This is a genomic window from Rhodoferax sp. GW821-FHT02C08 (genome assembly GCF_059421805.1).
The window spans coordinates 275,304-290,905 of sequence record NZ_JBWKVR010000004.1; the positions used below are offsets into that span (position 1 = coordinate 275,304).

The window sequence follows — 15,602 nt, forward strand, 5'->3', positions numbered from 1 at the left end:
GAACCGGCAGGGGCTTTTTTATGGGCAGTGCTCTTACAGCGTGTCGATGAAGCTGCGCAGCTTGTCCGAGCGGCTGGGGTGCTTGAGCTTGCGCAGTGCCTTGGCTTCTATTTGGCGGATGCGCTCGCGGGTCACGTCGAACTGTTTGCCGACTTCTTCCAGCGTGTGGTCGGTGCTCATTTCGATACCGAAGCGCATGCGCAGCACTTTGGCTTCGCGTGGCGTCAGACTGTCCAGAATGTCCTTCACCACATCACGCAGGCCGGCTTGCATGGCAGCTTCGATAGGCGCGGTGTTGGCACCGTCTTCGATAAAGTCGCCCAAGTGGCTGTCGTCGTCGTCACCGATCGGCGTTTCCATGGAGATCGGCTCTTTGGCGATCTTCATGATCTTGCGGATCTTGTCTTCCGGGATCTCCATCTTTTCAGCCAGGATGGATGCATCGGGCTCGAAACCAAACTCTTGCAAGTGCTGGCGGCTGATGCGGTTCATCTTGTTGATGGTTTCGATCATGTGCACCGGAATACGGATGGTGCGTGCTTGGTCGGCGATGGATCGGGTGATCGCCTGGCGAATCCACCAGGTGGCGTAGGTCGAGAACTTGTAGCCGCGGCGGTATTCGAACTTGTCCACCGCCTTCATCAGGCCGATATTGCCTTCCTGGATCAAATCCAGGAATTGCAGGCCGCGGTTGGTGTACTTCTTGGCGATGGAAATCACCAGGCGCAAATTGGCCTCAATCATTTCCTTCTTGGCATCGCGCGAGGCGGCTTCGCCTTCGTTCATGCGCTTGTTGATGCCTTTCAGTTCGTCCAGCGGCACCACGACACGGGCTTGCAGGTCGGTCAGCTTTTGCTGGATATCCTGCACGGGCGGAATGTTACGGCCCATGATCGCGCTCCAGGGCTTGCCTGCAGCGGTTTGCTTTTCGATCCACTTCAGGTCCAGCAGATGCGATGGCACTTTGTTGCCCATCTTGTCGCGGCCGCTGAAGTCGGCGATGAAGTTTTCTTGCGGATAGCCGCATTTGTCCACCAGGATGCGACGCAGCTCGCGTTCTTTCTTGCGCACGTCGTCCACCTGGCTGCGCAGTAGATCGCACAGCTTTTCAATCGTCTTGGCGGTAAAGCGGATGGTCATCAGCTCTTCGCTCAAAGCGGCCTGGGCCTTGACGTAGTGCGGCGTGCCGTAGCCTTCCTTGTCGTAGATCTTGTGGACCTTCTCGAACAACTCGCGCAGGCGGTCGAAGCGGGTCAGGGCTTCGTTTTTCAGCTCTTCCAACTTCTTGGTTAGTGCCTTGGAGCCGCCCTTGCCGTCGTCATCGTCGGCCGCGTCGAATTCGTCGAAGTCTTCTTCGGCCACGTAATCGTCGGCTTCGTTCGGGTTGGAGAAGCCGTCCACGATGGTGGAGATGACAACCTTGCCTTCGCGGATCTGTTCGCCCAAGGCAAACACTTCGGCCAAGGTGGCGGGGCTTGCGCTGATGGCTTCCATCATGCGCATCAGACCGCCTTCGATGCGTTTGGCGATTTCAATTTCGCCCTCGCGGGTCAGCAGCTCAACTGTGCCCATTTCGCGCATGTACATGCGTACCGGGTCGGTGGTGCGGCCGAATTCGCTATCCACCGTGCTCAGGGCAGCTTCCGCTTCTTCTTCGGCTTCTTCTTCGGTCGCCGCAGTCGGTGCGGTGTTGTTCAGCAGCAGGGTTTCGGCGTCGGGCGTCTGCTCGTACACCGCTACGCCCATGTCGTTCAACATGTTGACCACGACTTCCAGCGTTTCCGCATCGACCAGCTTGTCGGGCAAGTGGTCGGAAATTTCGCCGTGCGTCAAATAGCCGCGGGTCTTACCCAGCTTGATCAGGGCCTTCAGGCGCATGCGGCGCTTGGCCATGTCTTCTTCGGACAGGACGGTTTCGTCCAGGCCGAATTCCTTCATCAGCGCGCGTTCTTTCGCCTTGCTGATCTTCATGCGCAGAGGCTTGATCTTCTCACCGGTGGGGCTGAGTTGAACCGGCGCTTCTTCCACCGGGTCTTCTTCGATTTCGATCAGATCGTCCAGATTGATTTCCGTCGAAATGGAGCCTTTGGGCTTGGGGCCGCGCTTGGCACCGGTCGGCTTGGGCTTGGCCGCTGCCGCGGTAGTGCTGGCGGTCGCTGCAGGAAGGGTTACGACCTTGGGGGGGCGGCCAGGTTTTTTCTTGGCTGCGGAGTCTTCAGCGGCTGCTACTACTTTTACGGCAGGGGTCTTCGATGCGGGCACGGATTTCACTTTCAAGGCGGACTTGGCCACGACCTCGGGTGCGGCTTTTGCCGTACTTTTGGTTTTTGCTGCGGGTGCTGCAGCGGATTTGACGGGCTTCTCGGACTTTTGAGCGGGCATGGGCAGAAACCTCAGGACAACAGCAAACAAACGAAATAAACCCGGAAACCGCAGGTTACCGGCGCGGGCGCGTGGGAGAGAGAGTTTCTCGTTGGCAAGATGTCTGGGCGATCATTTGGCATGCAGTCCTTGCGGAGGAGCCGGCGCGCGCTGTGGCGTCGATTGGCGGTGTCCGGAGGTGCTGCTGTCGCTCTTGCCGAGCAGTTAGCCTTAGATTATAGCCTGCTGGCTTAAATTCAAGTGCTAATTGCGGTTTATGTCACTTTGGTGGCCATAAGCTCCAGGCGGCGCCGATTGATGGCCCGATAGCGCTCCAGGGCCTCGGGATCAGAGGCCGCGGCGGCAAGAGCTTCGGTTTCCTGTTGTTTGAGCTGGTCGATCAGCATCAGGTTCAACAAGGCCTTCAATTCGTTCAAGGCCTCGCGCCCAGGCGTGGCGCCGGGGTCTATGGGCTCGGGCGGAGGGCTGGTCTCCAGCCCAGACATGAGCTTCAGCGCCAGGCTTTCGAATGCTTCTTCGCGTAGGCTCTCTCGTAGATTGCCCCAGGTTTGGGGCCCGTGCTCGTGTTGCTGTATCTCTAGCCACACAAATAGCGCGCCGTGGGGCAGGGGCAGGTCGCAGAGCAGCGCATGTTCCTCATGGGAAAGATCATTCCAGGCCGAGCTATTGGCTAGTAGCAGCCGGGCCGCATGGTCGGAACGACTCGCGGGTTGGCGACGGCCTTGGCGATCCGATCCAACAGGGGGTGGTTTGGGCTCGTAGCGCCGGCCAGGTGTATATGGAGTGCTACTTTTTTTGTAGCTCTTAACTTCGGTGCGGGTGCTGCTGATGGCTTTGCCTTGCCATACATCGTTGAGTTCGCTGCTGTTGAGCTGTACCAGATCGGCAATTTCTGCCAGCAGTTGGCGTTTGAGTGCGCCCTCAGGCAGTTGTCCCCATAGCGGCTTGGCATTGCTGGCCAAATGGGCTCGCCCCTCAGCGGTATGCAGTTCGCAGCCCTCACGGACCGAGTCGATCAGGAAGCGGCTCAGCGGAATGGCCTCGGCGATATAGCGGGCAAATGCATCCTGGCCAAAGCTTCGGATGTAGCTGTCTGGGTCGTGCTCTGGCGGCAGGAATAGAAATTTACAGCTGCGTACATCGGTCGCCATGGGAAGTGCGCCGTCCAGCGCCTTGCGCGCAGCACGTCTGCCAGCGGCATCTCCATCGAAGCTGAAAACGACTGAATCGGTAAATCGGAACAGCTTTTGCAAATGGTCGCTGGTGCAGGCTGTACCCAGTGTGGCGACCGCATTGGGAAAACCCAACTGGGCCAAGGCCACGACGTCCATATAGCCTTCTGTAACAAGGGCATACCCGGCGTCGCGCAGGGCATTGCGCGCTTCAAACAAGCCATACAGCTCGCGCCCCTTGCTGAATACCGGGGTTTCGGGCGAATTCAGGTACTTGGGCTTGTCGTCGCCCAGCACCCGGCCGCCAAAGCCGATGCATTCGCCCTTGACATTGCGGATGGGAAACATGACCCGGTCCCGGAAGCGGTCGTAGCGCTTGTCTTCCCCATCTTCTCCGGTAATGACTAGCCCACTTTCCACTAGCAGCGGGTCGTCGTAGTGCGGGAATACGCTGGCCAGGCTGCGCCAGCCCTCCGGGGCGTAACCCAGGTCGAATTGCTTGGCAATTTCTCCGGACAAGCCTCGGCCCTTGAAGTAGGCAATGGCCCGGGACGATTCTTTCAAGTGCTTTTTATAGGCCAGGCATGCCTTTTCCAGCACGTCTGTCAGCGTGGCCTGTTTTTGCTTTTGTTCCGCCGCACGGGCCCTGTCTTGCGGCGATGCCTCGTCTTCCGGCACTTGCATGCCGTATTGCTGGGCCAGGTCTTGCACGGCCTCGACAAAAGTCATGCCCACGTGGTCCATCAGGAACCGAACGGCATCACCATTTTTACCGCAGCCAAAGCAGTGGTAGAACTGCTTGGTGGGACTGACGGAAAAAGACGGCGACTTCTCGGAATGAAAAGGGCATAAGCCCATGAAGTTGGCGCCCCCCTTTTTGAGTTGCACGTAGCGGCCCACGATTTCGACGACATCGGCGCGGGCAATCAGTTCCTGGATGAAGGTATGGGGAATAGTCACCCCACTATTGTCCATGCAGCGGGGCGATGTCGGTGTCAAGGCCGGTTTTTTGCTTTTGGGGTGGCGGTGAAATGCCCTGGCTTTACCGCCTTCCGCACTTATTCAAGTTGCCACGCCGATCTGATAATCTATAAATGCGGCGAGGCAGCACCATGCCACTATCGTCTCCTTGGTAAATTCATGACTTTTATGGCGTCTTCCTTGATTTTCCAAAATGGTTAGAGCTTTTTCCCTCCAGTTTGACGACAAAAGCAAGCTTGAGGCACAGCCGTCTTTGAATGCATTGCCTCCTAGTCGGCGCACTACGGTGGTGCGATCGGCGGTCGGCAGCTTGGCGCCGGTTTTGCAGCCGCGGACTCGCTATACCGTCGGGGCACCTGTCGCACAGCATCCCGAGCACGCCTCACAGCAAGCCGAACCCCAATTGGAGCGTCTTCGTGTAGATCCATCCTTGCGCTCCCAGGCTTTACCAGCCCCTTTGCTGGCATACACGCCCATGGGCATGCGCTCATTCATCAGTGCAGGCGAGGGCGGGCCTACCGTCGTTTTCGAATCTGGCCTGGGTGACGGCAAGGAGATTTGGGGCAATATTTTTAATGAAGTCAGCGCTGTCGCCCGAGTGTTTGCCTATGACCGGGCCGGCTATGGCGGCAGTGACCCATCCAACTTGCAACGTGACGGCCACCAGGTGGTGCAAGAGTTGCGGGCGTTGCTGCAGGCGGAGGAAATCAAGCCGCCTTATATTCTTGTGGGGCATTCTTTGGGTGGCACATTTGTCAAATTGTTCGCCCGCATGCATCCTGGTGACGTGGCGGGAGTGGTGTTAGTCGATGCCCGTCATTCTGAATTCGACAAACGCTGTAGGCAGCAGGGCGTGCACCGCTTGCTCTACCAGCCTCCACAGCTCCTGTTTGCGCTTTCTTCACGAGCGACCCGCGCGGAGCTGGCGGCGTCCGCCTTGACCATGCGGCAAGCGCGCCGGGCAGGGCCTTTCCCCCCTATTCCTTTGATTGTTCTTTCGCAAGGCAAGGCCACATCGAACTGGCCCGAGCGCTTGGGCAAGGTTTGGAACGCCAGCCAGCGCAACCTGGCCAAGATGTCTAAGCTTGGTCGCATGCGGGTATGCGAAGACAGCGGGCATAACATCCACCAAGATCGACCGGAGATGGTTACGACCGCAATTTTGAGCGTATTGTCTGCTGCGCGCTACGCCCAGGCCAAGGCTAAGCGTTGATGCTATTTATTTTGTAGCTGCCAGCGCAGGTGTTTACTGCGTCAGCGGCTATATTTGTTTATGCTGGACGATGAAACCTCAGGGGAGGGTAATCGTGAGGTTGGCTGGGCGTGGGGCCAAGCGCACGATGTCGTTGTAGCCGTTGATGCCATCCTGTGTGGAGCGTTGCAGCATCCAGCTTAAAACACCGTAGGCGGACAAAGCCATCAAGGCAAATATGGCGCCTATCACCCATATAGGAACGTCATTGCGAAGCCGATTGGCAATAGCGTCAGGGCGAGCCCAATGGGGGGCGAAACCGGCGCTTTTTCCCTTTATGTGACTGATTTCGTCTCCCAGGCGAGCCGTAATGTAGTTCAGCTTTTCCAGCCCCTCAATGACGTATTTGCCCTGAAAGCCCATCAGCAAGCACATATGAAATACTTCTAATGCATGAATGTGCGCGGCACCCTTGGCCCGCATGGCTTCCAGCTGGTTGAAAAAGTTTTCACCTGCCAGCTGATCGCCAAACAACGCCAACTGCAGAGGCCGGCGTTCCCATGCATCGCGGATGGCAAATTGCGAGCGCAAAACGATTTCATCCACGCAAGCGCAAAAAGCATATTTAGCTGCGTGTACATCTTCGGCGGAGACATTCAGTTTCTTGGCTCCTTGCTCCACGACGGTTAAAAATTTCTGCATTCTTGCCAGCAGTGTCTCGCTATCCTGCGGTGCACTGCCACCTTTGAGCAAGAAGAGTGCGTAGAAGCCGTCGTACATCAAATCCAATAGGGAGTTTGCGTGCACAGGGGCTTCGCTAGCAAAGAATGGGCTAGAGGATGGCGCTGCAGATGCACCTAGCAGGGAGGGAGCGGATGAGGTCATGCGGTTACTGCCAAAAGTTCAAGCTTGAGTCCACGAATACCTGCGGGTACGTAAATGCAGATGGACTGGGCCTGCAACATACGCTCATACATGGCCCCTTTGGGGTCGATTGCAAAATAATAAGTATCAGGTCGCACCGGTACGGCAGCGGGTACCTGGGGTGAGTACACCAGTTTCACACCTGGCATGGCCGCCAGCACAAACTTCTCCACATCATCTGGCGCTCCGGTTTTGAAGCGAAGCGGCACGATGTCAATTAGTTCAACAGCGGGTATGTCGGCGCCGACCGCGAGGTACAAGGCCGTCTTGTCGTCGATTTTTCCGGAATCCAGCATGCCATGGTGGTAGGACGGCTTGGCCTCTGACAGCGCGATTGCAAAATAGCGCGATGAAATAACGGTGTCCAGCAGCTCTCGGATGATGCCATCCAGCTTGGCAAAACCGGGGCCCGGATCCTGGTGTACATAGGGTGGCAGATCGCTCAGCGCGTAGTTTTTGGAGAAGGTCATTAACGAGCCTGTAAGAGTCAACAGTTGCTCGTAGAGTCGCTCGGGGTGCAACAGAGGATTGTTTTGGTAATGGCTCAATGCAGCATAGGCCGTGCTGGCAGTGTGTAGAAGCCAAAAAGACGAAATGTCTCCAGAGCGGAATTCAACTACGTTCTTACTGGGTTCCCTGTGGTGTCCATATAGCGCGCTGACTTTGGCTTGTAACGCATCCATTAGGCGCCGTAGCCTGAGTACCAAGTGCGGCGCGCTGCCAACAGATAGGCTGGGTGGGATGAAATGCGGGTCCAATTCAAAGCCGCCTTGGGTGGAACGGCGTAATCGAGCGATAGGCAGGCAGACCATGGCGTCACGTGGTTCCAGTTCGGAAATAAGTCGCACCGACTTTTTGAGGTAAACCACTTCGGCTTTGGCCGCATCCGTGAAAAGGTCGGGTGTCTCATGATTGGCCTGGGTGTAGCGGGACGACTGTTGACCATTCGCATTTGCCACGAAGTTGCCGCCAAAACTTTTGAGCGCTGGCAGTGCCGCATAGTAGGTAATGGTTTGCAGCGTGGGTGGCAGATCTGTCAAAGCAACGGCTTCTGGTAAATCGTCACCGTCAGGCGCGCGGTAAATTTCACCGTCCTGAAAAATAACGGACAGGTCCAACAACCGAAAAGAGTTATTGGCCAAAGCATCTCGGTCAATTTTGAGTTGCTGGACACCCCAGGCATAAGGGTTAAGCGCTGTAGCGGTCTGGTGCAGACGACTTTCGTGGTAGCTATCTTGGCGCTGGAAATGCTGTGGACGCAGGAACAAGCCCTCGCCCCACAAAACCTTGTCAGATTGATTCACAGTATGGATCTCTTTTATATATTCGTTTTTAGTAAAACTATTGTGGACACCGTACTGGTGCCAGCATGGGATTTTTGCTTTGTGTGTCGGTCGAAGTAGTGCCAACCCCCACGGTCAGAACGCAAGCATGCAATCCTAGAACGATGCCGGATTTTTCTGCCTGTGCCGCGGGGAAATCAACCCTCCAGCGTGATGGAACTGGGTTTCTAAATAATGCAACAACGCCAATATATCCGGCTTCATAGCTGACTTTTTCAATTGCCTCGTAACGTTGGCCTGGTATTAGTGTAATTTCTCGAACTTCCAATAAATCAGCACCTAGTGCTTCTTTTTCCTTTTGAGAATTCAAGAAAGCGTCATAAGGGGCTTGAGAGAATGCAGTGTTTTGTTTGAGTTTGTAAATCTTTGCAATAACCGCAAGTGGACGTCCGGATGCATCCAGGTTCAAAGTATCGCTGGCGTGCAGTTTAATCGGTACATTGCGAGGCACCTTTAAGGCATCCGGCACCTCAGGAGCATCCGGCTTTTTAAGGCCAGTGGCCTCGAGTGCGGAATTAGCTACTGCCCCCAAAACAGAGACAGCAGATGTAGCCGAGCATCCTGCGATCCCCAAAAAAGAAAGAATCATCAGGATCTGATAAAAGAATTTTTTCCACAATTTTGATGAAGAAAATGATGTTTGTCGAAAGTCGGATTCGCGCACTTGTATTGATCCAATGCTAAGAGTGATGTGTGCTTTTTATCGATTAAACAAAGCAAATTATGCCGTCCAAGTACGTCTTTGCTTGCAGTTCTAGAGGCTCTAACTGCGCTTCATTGATCAACTGAAAGCTTCTGAAGGTTTCTGAAAACGAAGTTGCAAGATGGAAGACCCGAAAATTTCGCATGCAACCTGCGCTAACATAGACAGATTCGCATTTTCAACAATGAAAACATTGTTTTGTACTAGGAGCATTACGCGTGCATATTCGTAAATTGAATTCTGCTTATTTTTTGTTGCTGGCATCTCTTTTAGGGGGGTGTGCCGCACCAGTTAAAACTCCCGAACCTGTTAAAGTGACCCTGGAGTCTGCGGTAACAGATGCAAATGCTGCTCAGGCAGCAGGGCAAACGGATCAGGCATTAAGTTTATTTAAAGATGCTGCCAATAAATTTCCTGCTGATAAAACACCATGGTTACGCATGGCACAGATTAAATTTGATAGTGGAATCTATGGCGAAGCCATCATAAATGCGCTGGAGGCATTGCAGCGAGATCCTTCAGATAAGATTGCCAATAGTATTGTGACCGTGAGTGGTTTACGTCTCGCAACAAAATCTCTCGCCGATTTGCGTACCCAAAATGCGCTGTCTGGTACCGTCAAAAATGAAGCTCAAGACCTTGCCAAGTTGCTTCGCGAAAATCTTGGTGAAACTGTTTTGGTGCCTTCTCCAGCAGCTACGGCTCCCCGGCCACGTGTATCGGCCCCCCTTGCGGTGAAGCCGGTGGCGGCGAGCTCCAAGCCTACCAGCGCTTCGGCCAAGGTCGACACTCCAGACTCGGGGAAATCTAATCCATTTGGTGGATTAAAGTAGTTCGGTTGCCCGCTGCAAGAGATACATTGCTCCCCGCAGCATTTTAAATTTTTGTTACCTGTGGAGTGAACATGGCTAAAAGTGAAAGCATTCAAAAGAAACTTCAAAAAGTGCGTCCACCACGGGTGCAAATGACTTATGACGTCGAAATTGGTGATGCTATTGAAAAGAAAGAACTGGCATTTGTGACCGGTGTTGTTGGAGATTTCAGTGGTAACTCTGAAATTGCCATGGCCAAGTTAAAGGATCGCAAATTTATTAACATTGACCCGGACAACTTTGATGAGGTTATGAAGGGGTTGGAGCCGCGAGCTGCATATCGCGTAAAAAATGAGTTGAGCGAGAAAGGCGGTGAATTTTCTGTGGATCTGAAATTTAAATCCATGGAGGATTTTCGTCCAGAAGCGGTGGTGAGGCAGGTGGAACCCCTCCAAAAACTATTAGAGGCGCGTACAAAATTGGCTGATTTACGTAATAAATTGGCTGGCAGTGAGAAGCTTGAAGATATTCTCAATGATGTGCTTAACAATACGGAAAAGCTAGCGGAACTAAGTCAAAAAACTACCAAGTAATCGGGGTAATTATGTCTGAACAAAAAAATACAGCAGAGGCTGCCGTTGAAGTGCAGACTGAGCTTGGTTTGTTGGATCAAATCGTTGAGCAAAGTAAGGTTGCCAAGTCAAGTGCCGAGCACACCCGGGCAAAAGATATTATTTCTGAGCTGGTAAATCAGGTCATGGACGGCACTGTGGTGGTGTCAGAGAATTTGATGGCGACCTTGGATGCGCGTGTTGCCGAAATTGATCGACTAATTTCTAATCAAGTAAGTGCGATCATGCACGCAGTCGAATTCCAAAAGCTGGAAAGTAGCTGGACCGGACTGCATTACTTAGTAAAAAACACGTCAACTGGTCAAAATTTAAAAATAAAAGTTTTAAATGCCACCAAAAAAGAATTGATCAAAGATTTCAATTCGGCTTTGGAGTTTGATCAAAGTACGATGTTCAAAAAGGTGTACGAGGAAGAGTTTGGCACTTTTGGTGGGGCTCCATTTGGGAGCCTGATTGGTGATTTCGAAATTACGCGGCAGCCAGAAGACATGTATTTTATTGAGCAAATGTCGCGTATAGCAGCGGCCGCTCATGCTCCATTTATTTCTGCTGCGTCACCTGAACTGTTTGGGCTGGAAACATACAGCGATTTAGGTAAGCCACGTGATTTGGCAAAAATATTCGACACAGTTGAGTATGCAAAATGGAAATCCTTTCGTGAATCAGAAGACTCACGTTATGTTGGCTTAACCTTGCCGAGGTTTCTGGGGCGACTGCCATTTAATCCCAGAGATGGATTAACTGTGGAAGGTTTTAATTTTGTAGAAGATGTAGATGGAACAGACCACGAAAAATATTTGTGGTGTAACGCAGCATATGCTTTCGGAACAAAACTGACCAAAGCCTTTGAAGACTTCGGTTGGTGTGCCGCAATACGTGGCGTTGAGGGTGGTGGTTTGGTTGAGGATTTGCCAACCCACACTTTTAAAACTGATGAAGGTGAAGTCGCTTTAAAGTGTCCGACCGAAATTGCAATTACGGATCGACGCGAAAAAGAACTGAGTGATCTTGGTTTCATATCGCTTGTGCATTGCAAAAATACCGATTACGCGGCTTTTTTTGGTGCGCAATCTACGCAAAAGGCAAAAAGCTACAACACAGAATCAGCCAACGCCAACGCGGTATTGTCTTCTCAGTTGCAATATATTTTTGCGGTATCTCGTATTGCCCATTACATGAAATCCATGATGCGCGACAAGATTGGCAGTTTTGCTGCAGCATCCAATGTGGAGGATTTCTTGAATCGTTGGATTGCGCAGTATGTGCTGCTGGATGACAACGCTAGCCAAGAGGCAAAAGCACAATTCCCCTTACGGGAGGCGTCTGTGCAGGTTTCTGAAGTGCCAGGTCGGCCAGGTGTTTACCGTGCAGTATCTTTTTTACGCCCGCACTTTCAGCTGGATGAATTGTCAGTATCTCTCCGCTTGGTGGCTGAATTGCCTCAGTCCTCTAAGTCTTAACCGTTGTTTTATACAACATAACCGAAAGGTAAATTATGGCAATTGACGTATATTTGCAGATTGATGGCATTAAGGGTGAATCCACCGATGATTCACACAAAGATTGGATTGAGTGCCAATCCGTTGATTTTGGTGTTTTGCAACCAAAGTCCGCGACGGCATCTACAGGCGGCGGGCACACGGCCGAACGCTGTGAACACAAAGATATCGTTTTCACAAAACTTGCTGATTTGTCAACACCCTTGCTGTTGCAAAATAGCTCGTCTGGCAAAACGATTGCCAAGGCAAAATTTGAATTTTTACGCGCTGATGGCAAAGGTGAGCGCGTCAAATACTTCGAAATTGAAATTGAAAATCTGATTATCAGCAGCGTTTCCTCTTCTGTCGCTGAAGGTAGTATTTTGACGGATGTGGTTTCCTTGAAATACTCGTTGGTTAAGTGGAAGTACACGCAGCAGAAGATTGGCGGCGGCGCTGGTGGTAATACCTCTGGCGGCTGGGATCTGTCTAAAAACAAGGTTGCCTAAGATCTTGTCAGTTGAAATAACCACTGACTTCCGTTGGTGGTTATTTCATTTGGATATAAATATATATGAAAGGATTTTCTTCAGGATTGTTTGAGAAATTACTCGGTGATGGTGCGCGTTCTTCATCGCAGAGTCTCGTAAGGTTGTTGTCGCTAGAAGAATTGAAGGATGAGGTAGCCCGTGACCTTGAGTCCCTTTTAAACACGCGTGCTGTTTTTACGTTGGACAATTTAAAAAAATATCCCGAATGTTCGACCTCGATCATCAACTATGGTTTGCATGATTTTGCAGGTATGAGTTTGGCCAGTACGGATGACAGAGCCACTATTTGCCGCAATCTAGAGCAATCGATTGCTCGCCACGAACCTCGATTAAGAAGTGTGCGGGCTTCTTTGGAAGTTCAGGACGGCAAGATCAATAGATTGAGCTTTTCCATTTCAGCGCTTCTGGTTGTGAGTACAACCCAGGAGCCAGTTAGTTTTGATGCCGTATTGCAGCCATCGTCTTTGCAATATTCAATTAAAAAATCCCGGTATACGGCACGGATTGGAATTTAAGTTGCAAGAACTTCTTCCTTACTATGAGCGAGAGCTAGGCTTTCTAAGGCGGTATTCGCGCGAATTTTCGGAACGTTATCCGAAAATTGCGGGTAGTCTATTGATGGTGGGAGAGGTCTGTGAAGATCCTCACATCGAGCGCATGATCCAGTCATTTGCGTTGCTGAGTGCGCGAGTTTCTAAACGCATCGACGACGACTACCCCGAATTTACGGAAGCACTGTTTGAAGTGCTTTACCCACATTATTTGAGACCGTTTCCATCATGCGCGATTGCGCGCATGGATTCGGGTGTCAACATATCCCAGTTAACGGCTGCAACTCTAATGCCGCGAGGGACGGAGGTGAGCACCCGTCCGGTTAAGGGTGTTGAGTGTAGATTTCAAACCGCTTATGACGTGGTTGTTGCTCCTATTCGGCTGTCTCATGCGCAGTTCGATGCCATTGTGGCGGCTCCGGAATCCGTTGTGTTGCCACCCAAGGTCACTTCAAAAATCAGCATTCACATAGATGTTCTGTCAGAGCAGCTTGGCATTGGTCAACTCGGTATTGGCAAACTCAGAGTGTTTATCGATGGAGAGCCATCCTTTTGCGCAGCTTTGCGGGACGCATTGTTTACCCGTAGTGTGCGAGCCTATGTTGAGCTGCCTAAAACGACGCAATGGAAGACACTGCCCACCGTTCCAATTCGGGAGGTGGGCTTTGACGAAGAAGATGCACTGATTGATTTCCCTGCCAATTCGCATCCTGCTTACCGTTTGTTGACTGAGTATTTCTCTTTTCCAGAGAAATTCAATTTTTTTGATCTGGAGCTCTTGCCCATTTTGGCGCTGTTGCCGTTGGGGTGTAAGGGATTTATTTTGCATTTGGCGCTGGAGGGGCTGCGTTCAGATTCGAATATCGCGCGGATGTTGGGCACGCTATCGGCCAAGAATCTGCTGTTGGGGTGTGCGCCCGTGGTCAATCTGTTCAAACAACATGGTGACCCCATCCGCCTCACGCATACGGGTGCGCAGTATCCGGTGGTCGCGGATTCGCAGAATGCATTTGCGTTCGAGGTGTACGCAATTGACTCAGTCAAACTGGTTCGACAATCGCCCCAGGGTGAGTCTGTCACTGAATTCCGTCCGTTTTATTCTTTGCGCCACGGCCAGGTGCCGGGCAAAGAGGGGCATTACTGGGTCATGCGCCGCAATGAAATTGTGGCTCTCAGAAGCCCAGGGTATGAGGCAGAAATTTCGATTGTTGATATTGACTTTGATCCCGCTGAGATTGAGACGCAGACTTTGAGTTTGGAACTCACGGCGACCAATCGTGACTTGCCTGCCGCATTGGCCTACGGGCTACCAGGCGGTGATTTGTTTCTGAAGGGCGGCACGCTGGTCAAGTCCATGAGTTTGCTGCGCAAGCCCAGTGCCCCCCTGCGCTTTGAGCGCGGACGAGGAGCCCATTGGCGCTTGATTTCGCATCTGGCGTTGAACCATTTATCGTTGACCAAAGGTGGGGTTGATGCCTTTCGCGAAACTTTGACCTTGTATGACTTGTCGCGTTCCGCGACAACGCAGCGCCAGATCGGAGCAATCTTCTCCATAGAACACCGTGCGGCCACTGCGTGGTTACCTGGCAATCCATTCGCTAGCTTGGTACGGGGAGTTGAAGTGCGTCTGACGCTGGATGAAGAGGGTTTCGTCGGCAGTGGCTTGCATGTGTTTGCCAGCCTGATTGACCGGTTTTTAGGGCTATACGTACACGTCAACAGTTTTACCCAACTCGTCATTACATCCAAAAGAAATGGGGAGGAGCTGTTGCGATGCCGACCACGAAGCGGAGATTTGAGCCTAGCGTAGTTCAGCGCCTGCTCGCCACGCCATATCGCTTCCAGTTCTTCCAGTCGGTGCGGCTGATCGAACTGTGGTTTAAGAACAGAGGTGTGGGTTCGGAGCAGATGCTGTCCAACCACATACGCTTTGCCAATCGGATTTCTCTTGGCTATCCGGCTAGTGAAGTCGAGAGCCTTGCGGTTTTTCCTTCGGAGCCGGATGCGTCGGTGGTGGAGTCTGAGCTTGCAATGCAGAGCGAGGCATTCAAGCATTTCAGCTTGACGCCTACATTCATGGGTTTTCTGGGCGGCAATGGAGCCCTGCCAAACCATTACACCGAGCGTGTTGCTGCACATCAGGCTTTGGAAAAAGATGAAGGCCCACGTGCTTTTCTAGACACTTTTTCCAATCGTGCATTGGCTTTGTTTTACCGTGCCTGGCGTAAGTACCGGCTGGAGTTGCACTACGACCAAGCCGAGGGAAAAGACGGGTTTCTCCCGTTGTTGCTGTCGTTGTCGGGTCTAGGGCAAAGCTCTCTGCATAGCCGTCTGGGGAGCGACGGAGAGGGCGTTCTTGATGAGTCCATTGCGCGCTTTGCCGCCGCCGTGCGTCAGCGCCCCACATCCGCTGCGCTGTTGCAGCGCGTTTTAAGCGAATATTTTGCGGTACCCATCGCGCTAGAGCAGTTTGTCGGCATGTGGTACCACGTGCCACGTGAGCACCAGACGCAACTAGGGTCAACCAATGCCGTGTTGGGCACGGCTGCGATGGTGGGCTCGCGAGTCTGGCAACGTGACCTGCGGGTACGTCTGCGCGTAGGGCCGCTGGCCCGCGCAGATTTTGAACAGTTTTTGCCAAGGGCCAAGGCGGCTGTAGCTTTGCAAAAAATACTCACCCTTTTCACCGGCGTGTGTCTGGAGTACGAGGTGCAATTGGTATTGCGCTCTTCTGATGTATCCGGCGCCCGCTTAGGTGCGGATGGTCCAAGTGGTCGGCTTGGGTGGGATTTGTTTTTGACTAGTAAACCAGAAGTGCAGGACCGCGCGGACGTCTGTTACGACATCCATGCGCTGGCTGCACATTTTTAGACGCGAAAGT

General features: G+C 52.5%; 13 protein-coding genes. 8 read left to right on the top strand and 5 right to left on the bottom strand.

Annotation, left to right across the window (positions count from 1 at the left end; all coding sequences use genetic code 11):
- Window positions 1-33: 33 nt before the first annotated feature.
- Window positions 34-2,382, bottom strand: a complete 2,349-nt coding sequence (rpoD, locus tag AC07VY_RS07035) for an RNA polymerase sigma factor RpoD (RefSeq protein WP_495096736.1) — start codon at window positions 2,380-2,382, stop codon at window positions 34-36.
- Window positions 2,383-2,636: 254 nt separating this feature from the next.
- Window positions 2,637-4,514 carry a DNA primase gene (gene dnaG, locus AC07VY_RS07040; protein WP_495096735.1) on the bottom strand — a complete coding sequence of 626 codons (1,878 nt, stop codon included), beginning with the start codon at window positions 4,512-4,514 and terminating at the stop codon, window positions 2,637-2,639.
- 502 nt (window positions 4,515-5,016) lie between these two features.
- On the opposite strand from dnaG, the gene AC07VY_RS07045 reads away from it, so the two are divergent.
- Complete coding sequence (locus AC07VY_RS07045; protein ID WP_495096734.1) at window positions 5,017-5,748, top strand: alpha/beta fold hydrolase; 732 nt, start codon at window positions 5,017-5,019, stop codon at window positions 5,746-5,748.
- Window positions 5,749-5,826: 78 nt separating this feature from the next.
- On the opposite strand, the gene icmH is transcribed toward AC07VY_RS07045, so the two are convergent.
- Genes icmH through tssJ form a run of 3 tightly spaced genes read right to left on the bottom strand, consistent with a single transcriptional unit; the run spans window position 5,827 to window position 8,658 of the window.
- Window positions 5,827-6,612 carry a type IVB secretion system protein IcmH/DotU gene (icmH, locus tag AC07VY_RS07050; RefSeq protein ID WP_495096733.1) on the bottom strand — a complete coding sequence of 262 codons (786 nt, stop codon included), beginning with the start codon at window positions 6,610-6,612 and terminating at the stop codon, window positions 5,827-5,829.
- Window positions 6,609-7,955 carry a type VI secretion system baseplate subunit TssK gene (gene tssK / locus AC07VY_RS07055; protein WP_495096732.1) on the bottom strand — a complete coding sequence of 449 codons (1,347 nt, stop codon included), beginning with the start codon at window positions 7,953-7,955 and terminating at the stop codon, window positions 6,609-6,611. Before tssK ends, icmH begins: the two co-directional genes overlap by 4 nt.
- A gap of 37 nt (window positions 7,956-7,992) precedes the next feature.
- Window positions 7,993-8,658 carry a type VI secretion system lipoprotein TssJ gene (gene tssJ / locus AC07VY_RS07060; RefSeq protein ID WP_495096731.1) on the bottom strand — a complete coding sequence of 222 codons (666 nt, stop codon included), beginning with the start codon at window positions 8,656-8,658 and terminating at the stop codon, window positions 7,993-7,995.
- Window positions 8,659-8,915: 257 nt separating this feature from the next.
- On the opposite strand from tssJ, the gene AC07VY_RS07065 reads away from it, so the two are divergent.
- The 7 genes from AC07VY_RS07065 to tssG all read left to right on the top strand — a co-directional run bounded on the left by AC07VY_RS07065 (window position 8,916) and on the right by tssG (window position 15,592).
- The gene (locus AC07VY_RS07065; RefSeq protein WP_495096730.1) at window positions 8,916-9,530 is read left to right on the top strand and encodes a tetratricopeptide repeat protein; all 615 of its coding nucleotides are present in this window, start codon (window positions 8,916-8,918) and stop codon (window positions 9,528-9,530) included.
- Window positions 9,531-9,601: 71 nt separating this feature from the next.
- Window positions 9,602-10,102, top strand: coding sequence for a type VI secretion system contractile sheath small subunit (tssB, locus tag AC07VY_RS07070; RefSeq protein ID WP_495096729.1), 501 nt, complete (start codon window positions 9,602-9,604; stop codon window positions 10,100-10,102).
- Window positions 10,103-10,113: 11 nt separating this feature from the next.
- A complete protein-coding gene (tssC, locus tag AC07VY_RS07075; protein ID WP_495096728.1) occupies window positions 10,114-11,601 on the top strand; it encodes a type VI secretion system contractile sheath large subunit in 1,488 nt (495 codons plus the stop codon).
- A 35-nt stretch (window positions 11,602-11,636) separates the two neighbouring features.
- Window positions 11,637-12,128: an Hcp family type VI secretion system effector gene (locus tag AC07VY_RS07080; RefSeq protein WP_495096727.1), complete on the top strand. Its 492-nt coding sequence runs from the start codon at window positions 11,637-11,639 to the stop codon at window positions 12,126-12,128.
- A gap of 65 nt (window positions 12,129-12,193) precedes the next feature.
- Window positions 12,194-12,685: a type VI secretion system baseplate subunit TssE gene (tssE, locus tag AC07VY_RS07085; RefSeq protein WP_495096726.1), complete on the top strand. Its 492-nt coding sequence runs from the start codon at window positions 12,194-12,196 to the stop codon at window positions 12,683-12,685.
- Between the two features lies 1 nt (window position 12,686).
- Window positions 12,687-14,531 carry a type VI secretion system baseplate subunit TssF gene (gene tssF / locus AC07VY_RS07090; protein WP_495096725.1) on the top strand — a complete coding sequence of 615 codons (1,845 nt, stop codon included), beginning with the start codon at window positions 12,687-12,689 and terminating at the stop codon, window positions 14,529-14,531.
- Window positions 14,495-15,592: a type VI secretion system baseplate subunit TssG gene (gene tssG, locus AC07VY_RS07095; protein ID WP_495096724.1), complete on the top strand. Its 1,098-nt coding sequence runs from the start codon at window positions 14,495-14,497 to the stop codon at window positions 15,590-15,592. The genes tssF and tssG overlap by 37 nt, the downstream gene beginning before the upstream one ends.
- Window positions 15,593-15,602: the final 10 nt, after the last annotated feature.

Bases quoted from the DNA above. Each gene is read 5' to 3' on its own strand.
- AC07VY_RS07045 (WP_495096734.1), top strand. From the start codon at position 5,017: ATGCGCTCATTCATCAGTGCAGGCGAGGGCGGGCCTACCGTCGTTTTC.
- tssE (WP_495096726.1), top strand. From the start codon at position 12,194: ATGAAAGGATTTTCTTCAGGATTGTTTGAGAAATTACTCGGTGATGGT.
- tssG (WP_495096724.1), top strand. From the start codon at position 14,495: ATGCCGACCACGAAGCGGAGATTTGAGCCTAGCGTAGTTCAGCGCCTG.
- rpoD (WP_495096736.1), bottom strand. From the start codon at position 2,382: ATGCCCGCTCAAAAGTCCGAGAAGCCCGTCAAATCCGCTGCAGCACCC.
- tssB (WP_495096729.1), top strand. From the start codon at position 9,602: ATGGCTAAAAGTGAAAGCATTCAAAAGAAACTTCAAAAAGTGCGTCCA.
- tssC (WP_495096728.1), top strand. From the start codon at position 10,114: ATGTCTGAACAAAAAAATACAGCAGAGGCTGCCGTTGAAGTGCAGACT.
- icmH (WP_495096733.1), bottom strand. From the start codon at position 6,612: ATGACCTCATCCGCTCCCTCCCTGCTAGGTGCATCTGCAGCGCCATCC.
- AC07VY_RS07080 (WP_495096727.1), top strand. From the start codon at position 11,637: ATGGCAATTGACGTATATTTGCAGATTGATGGCATTAAGGGTGAATCC.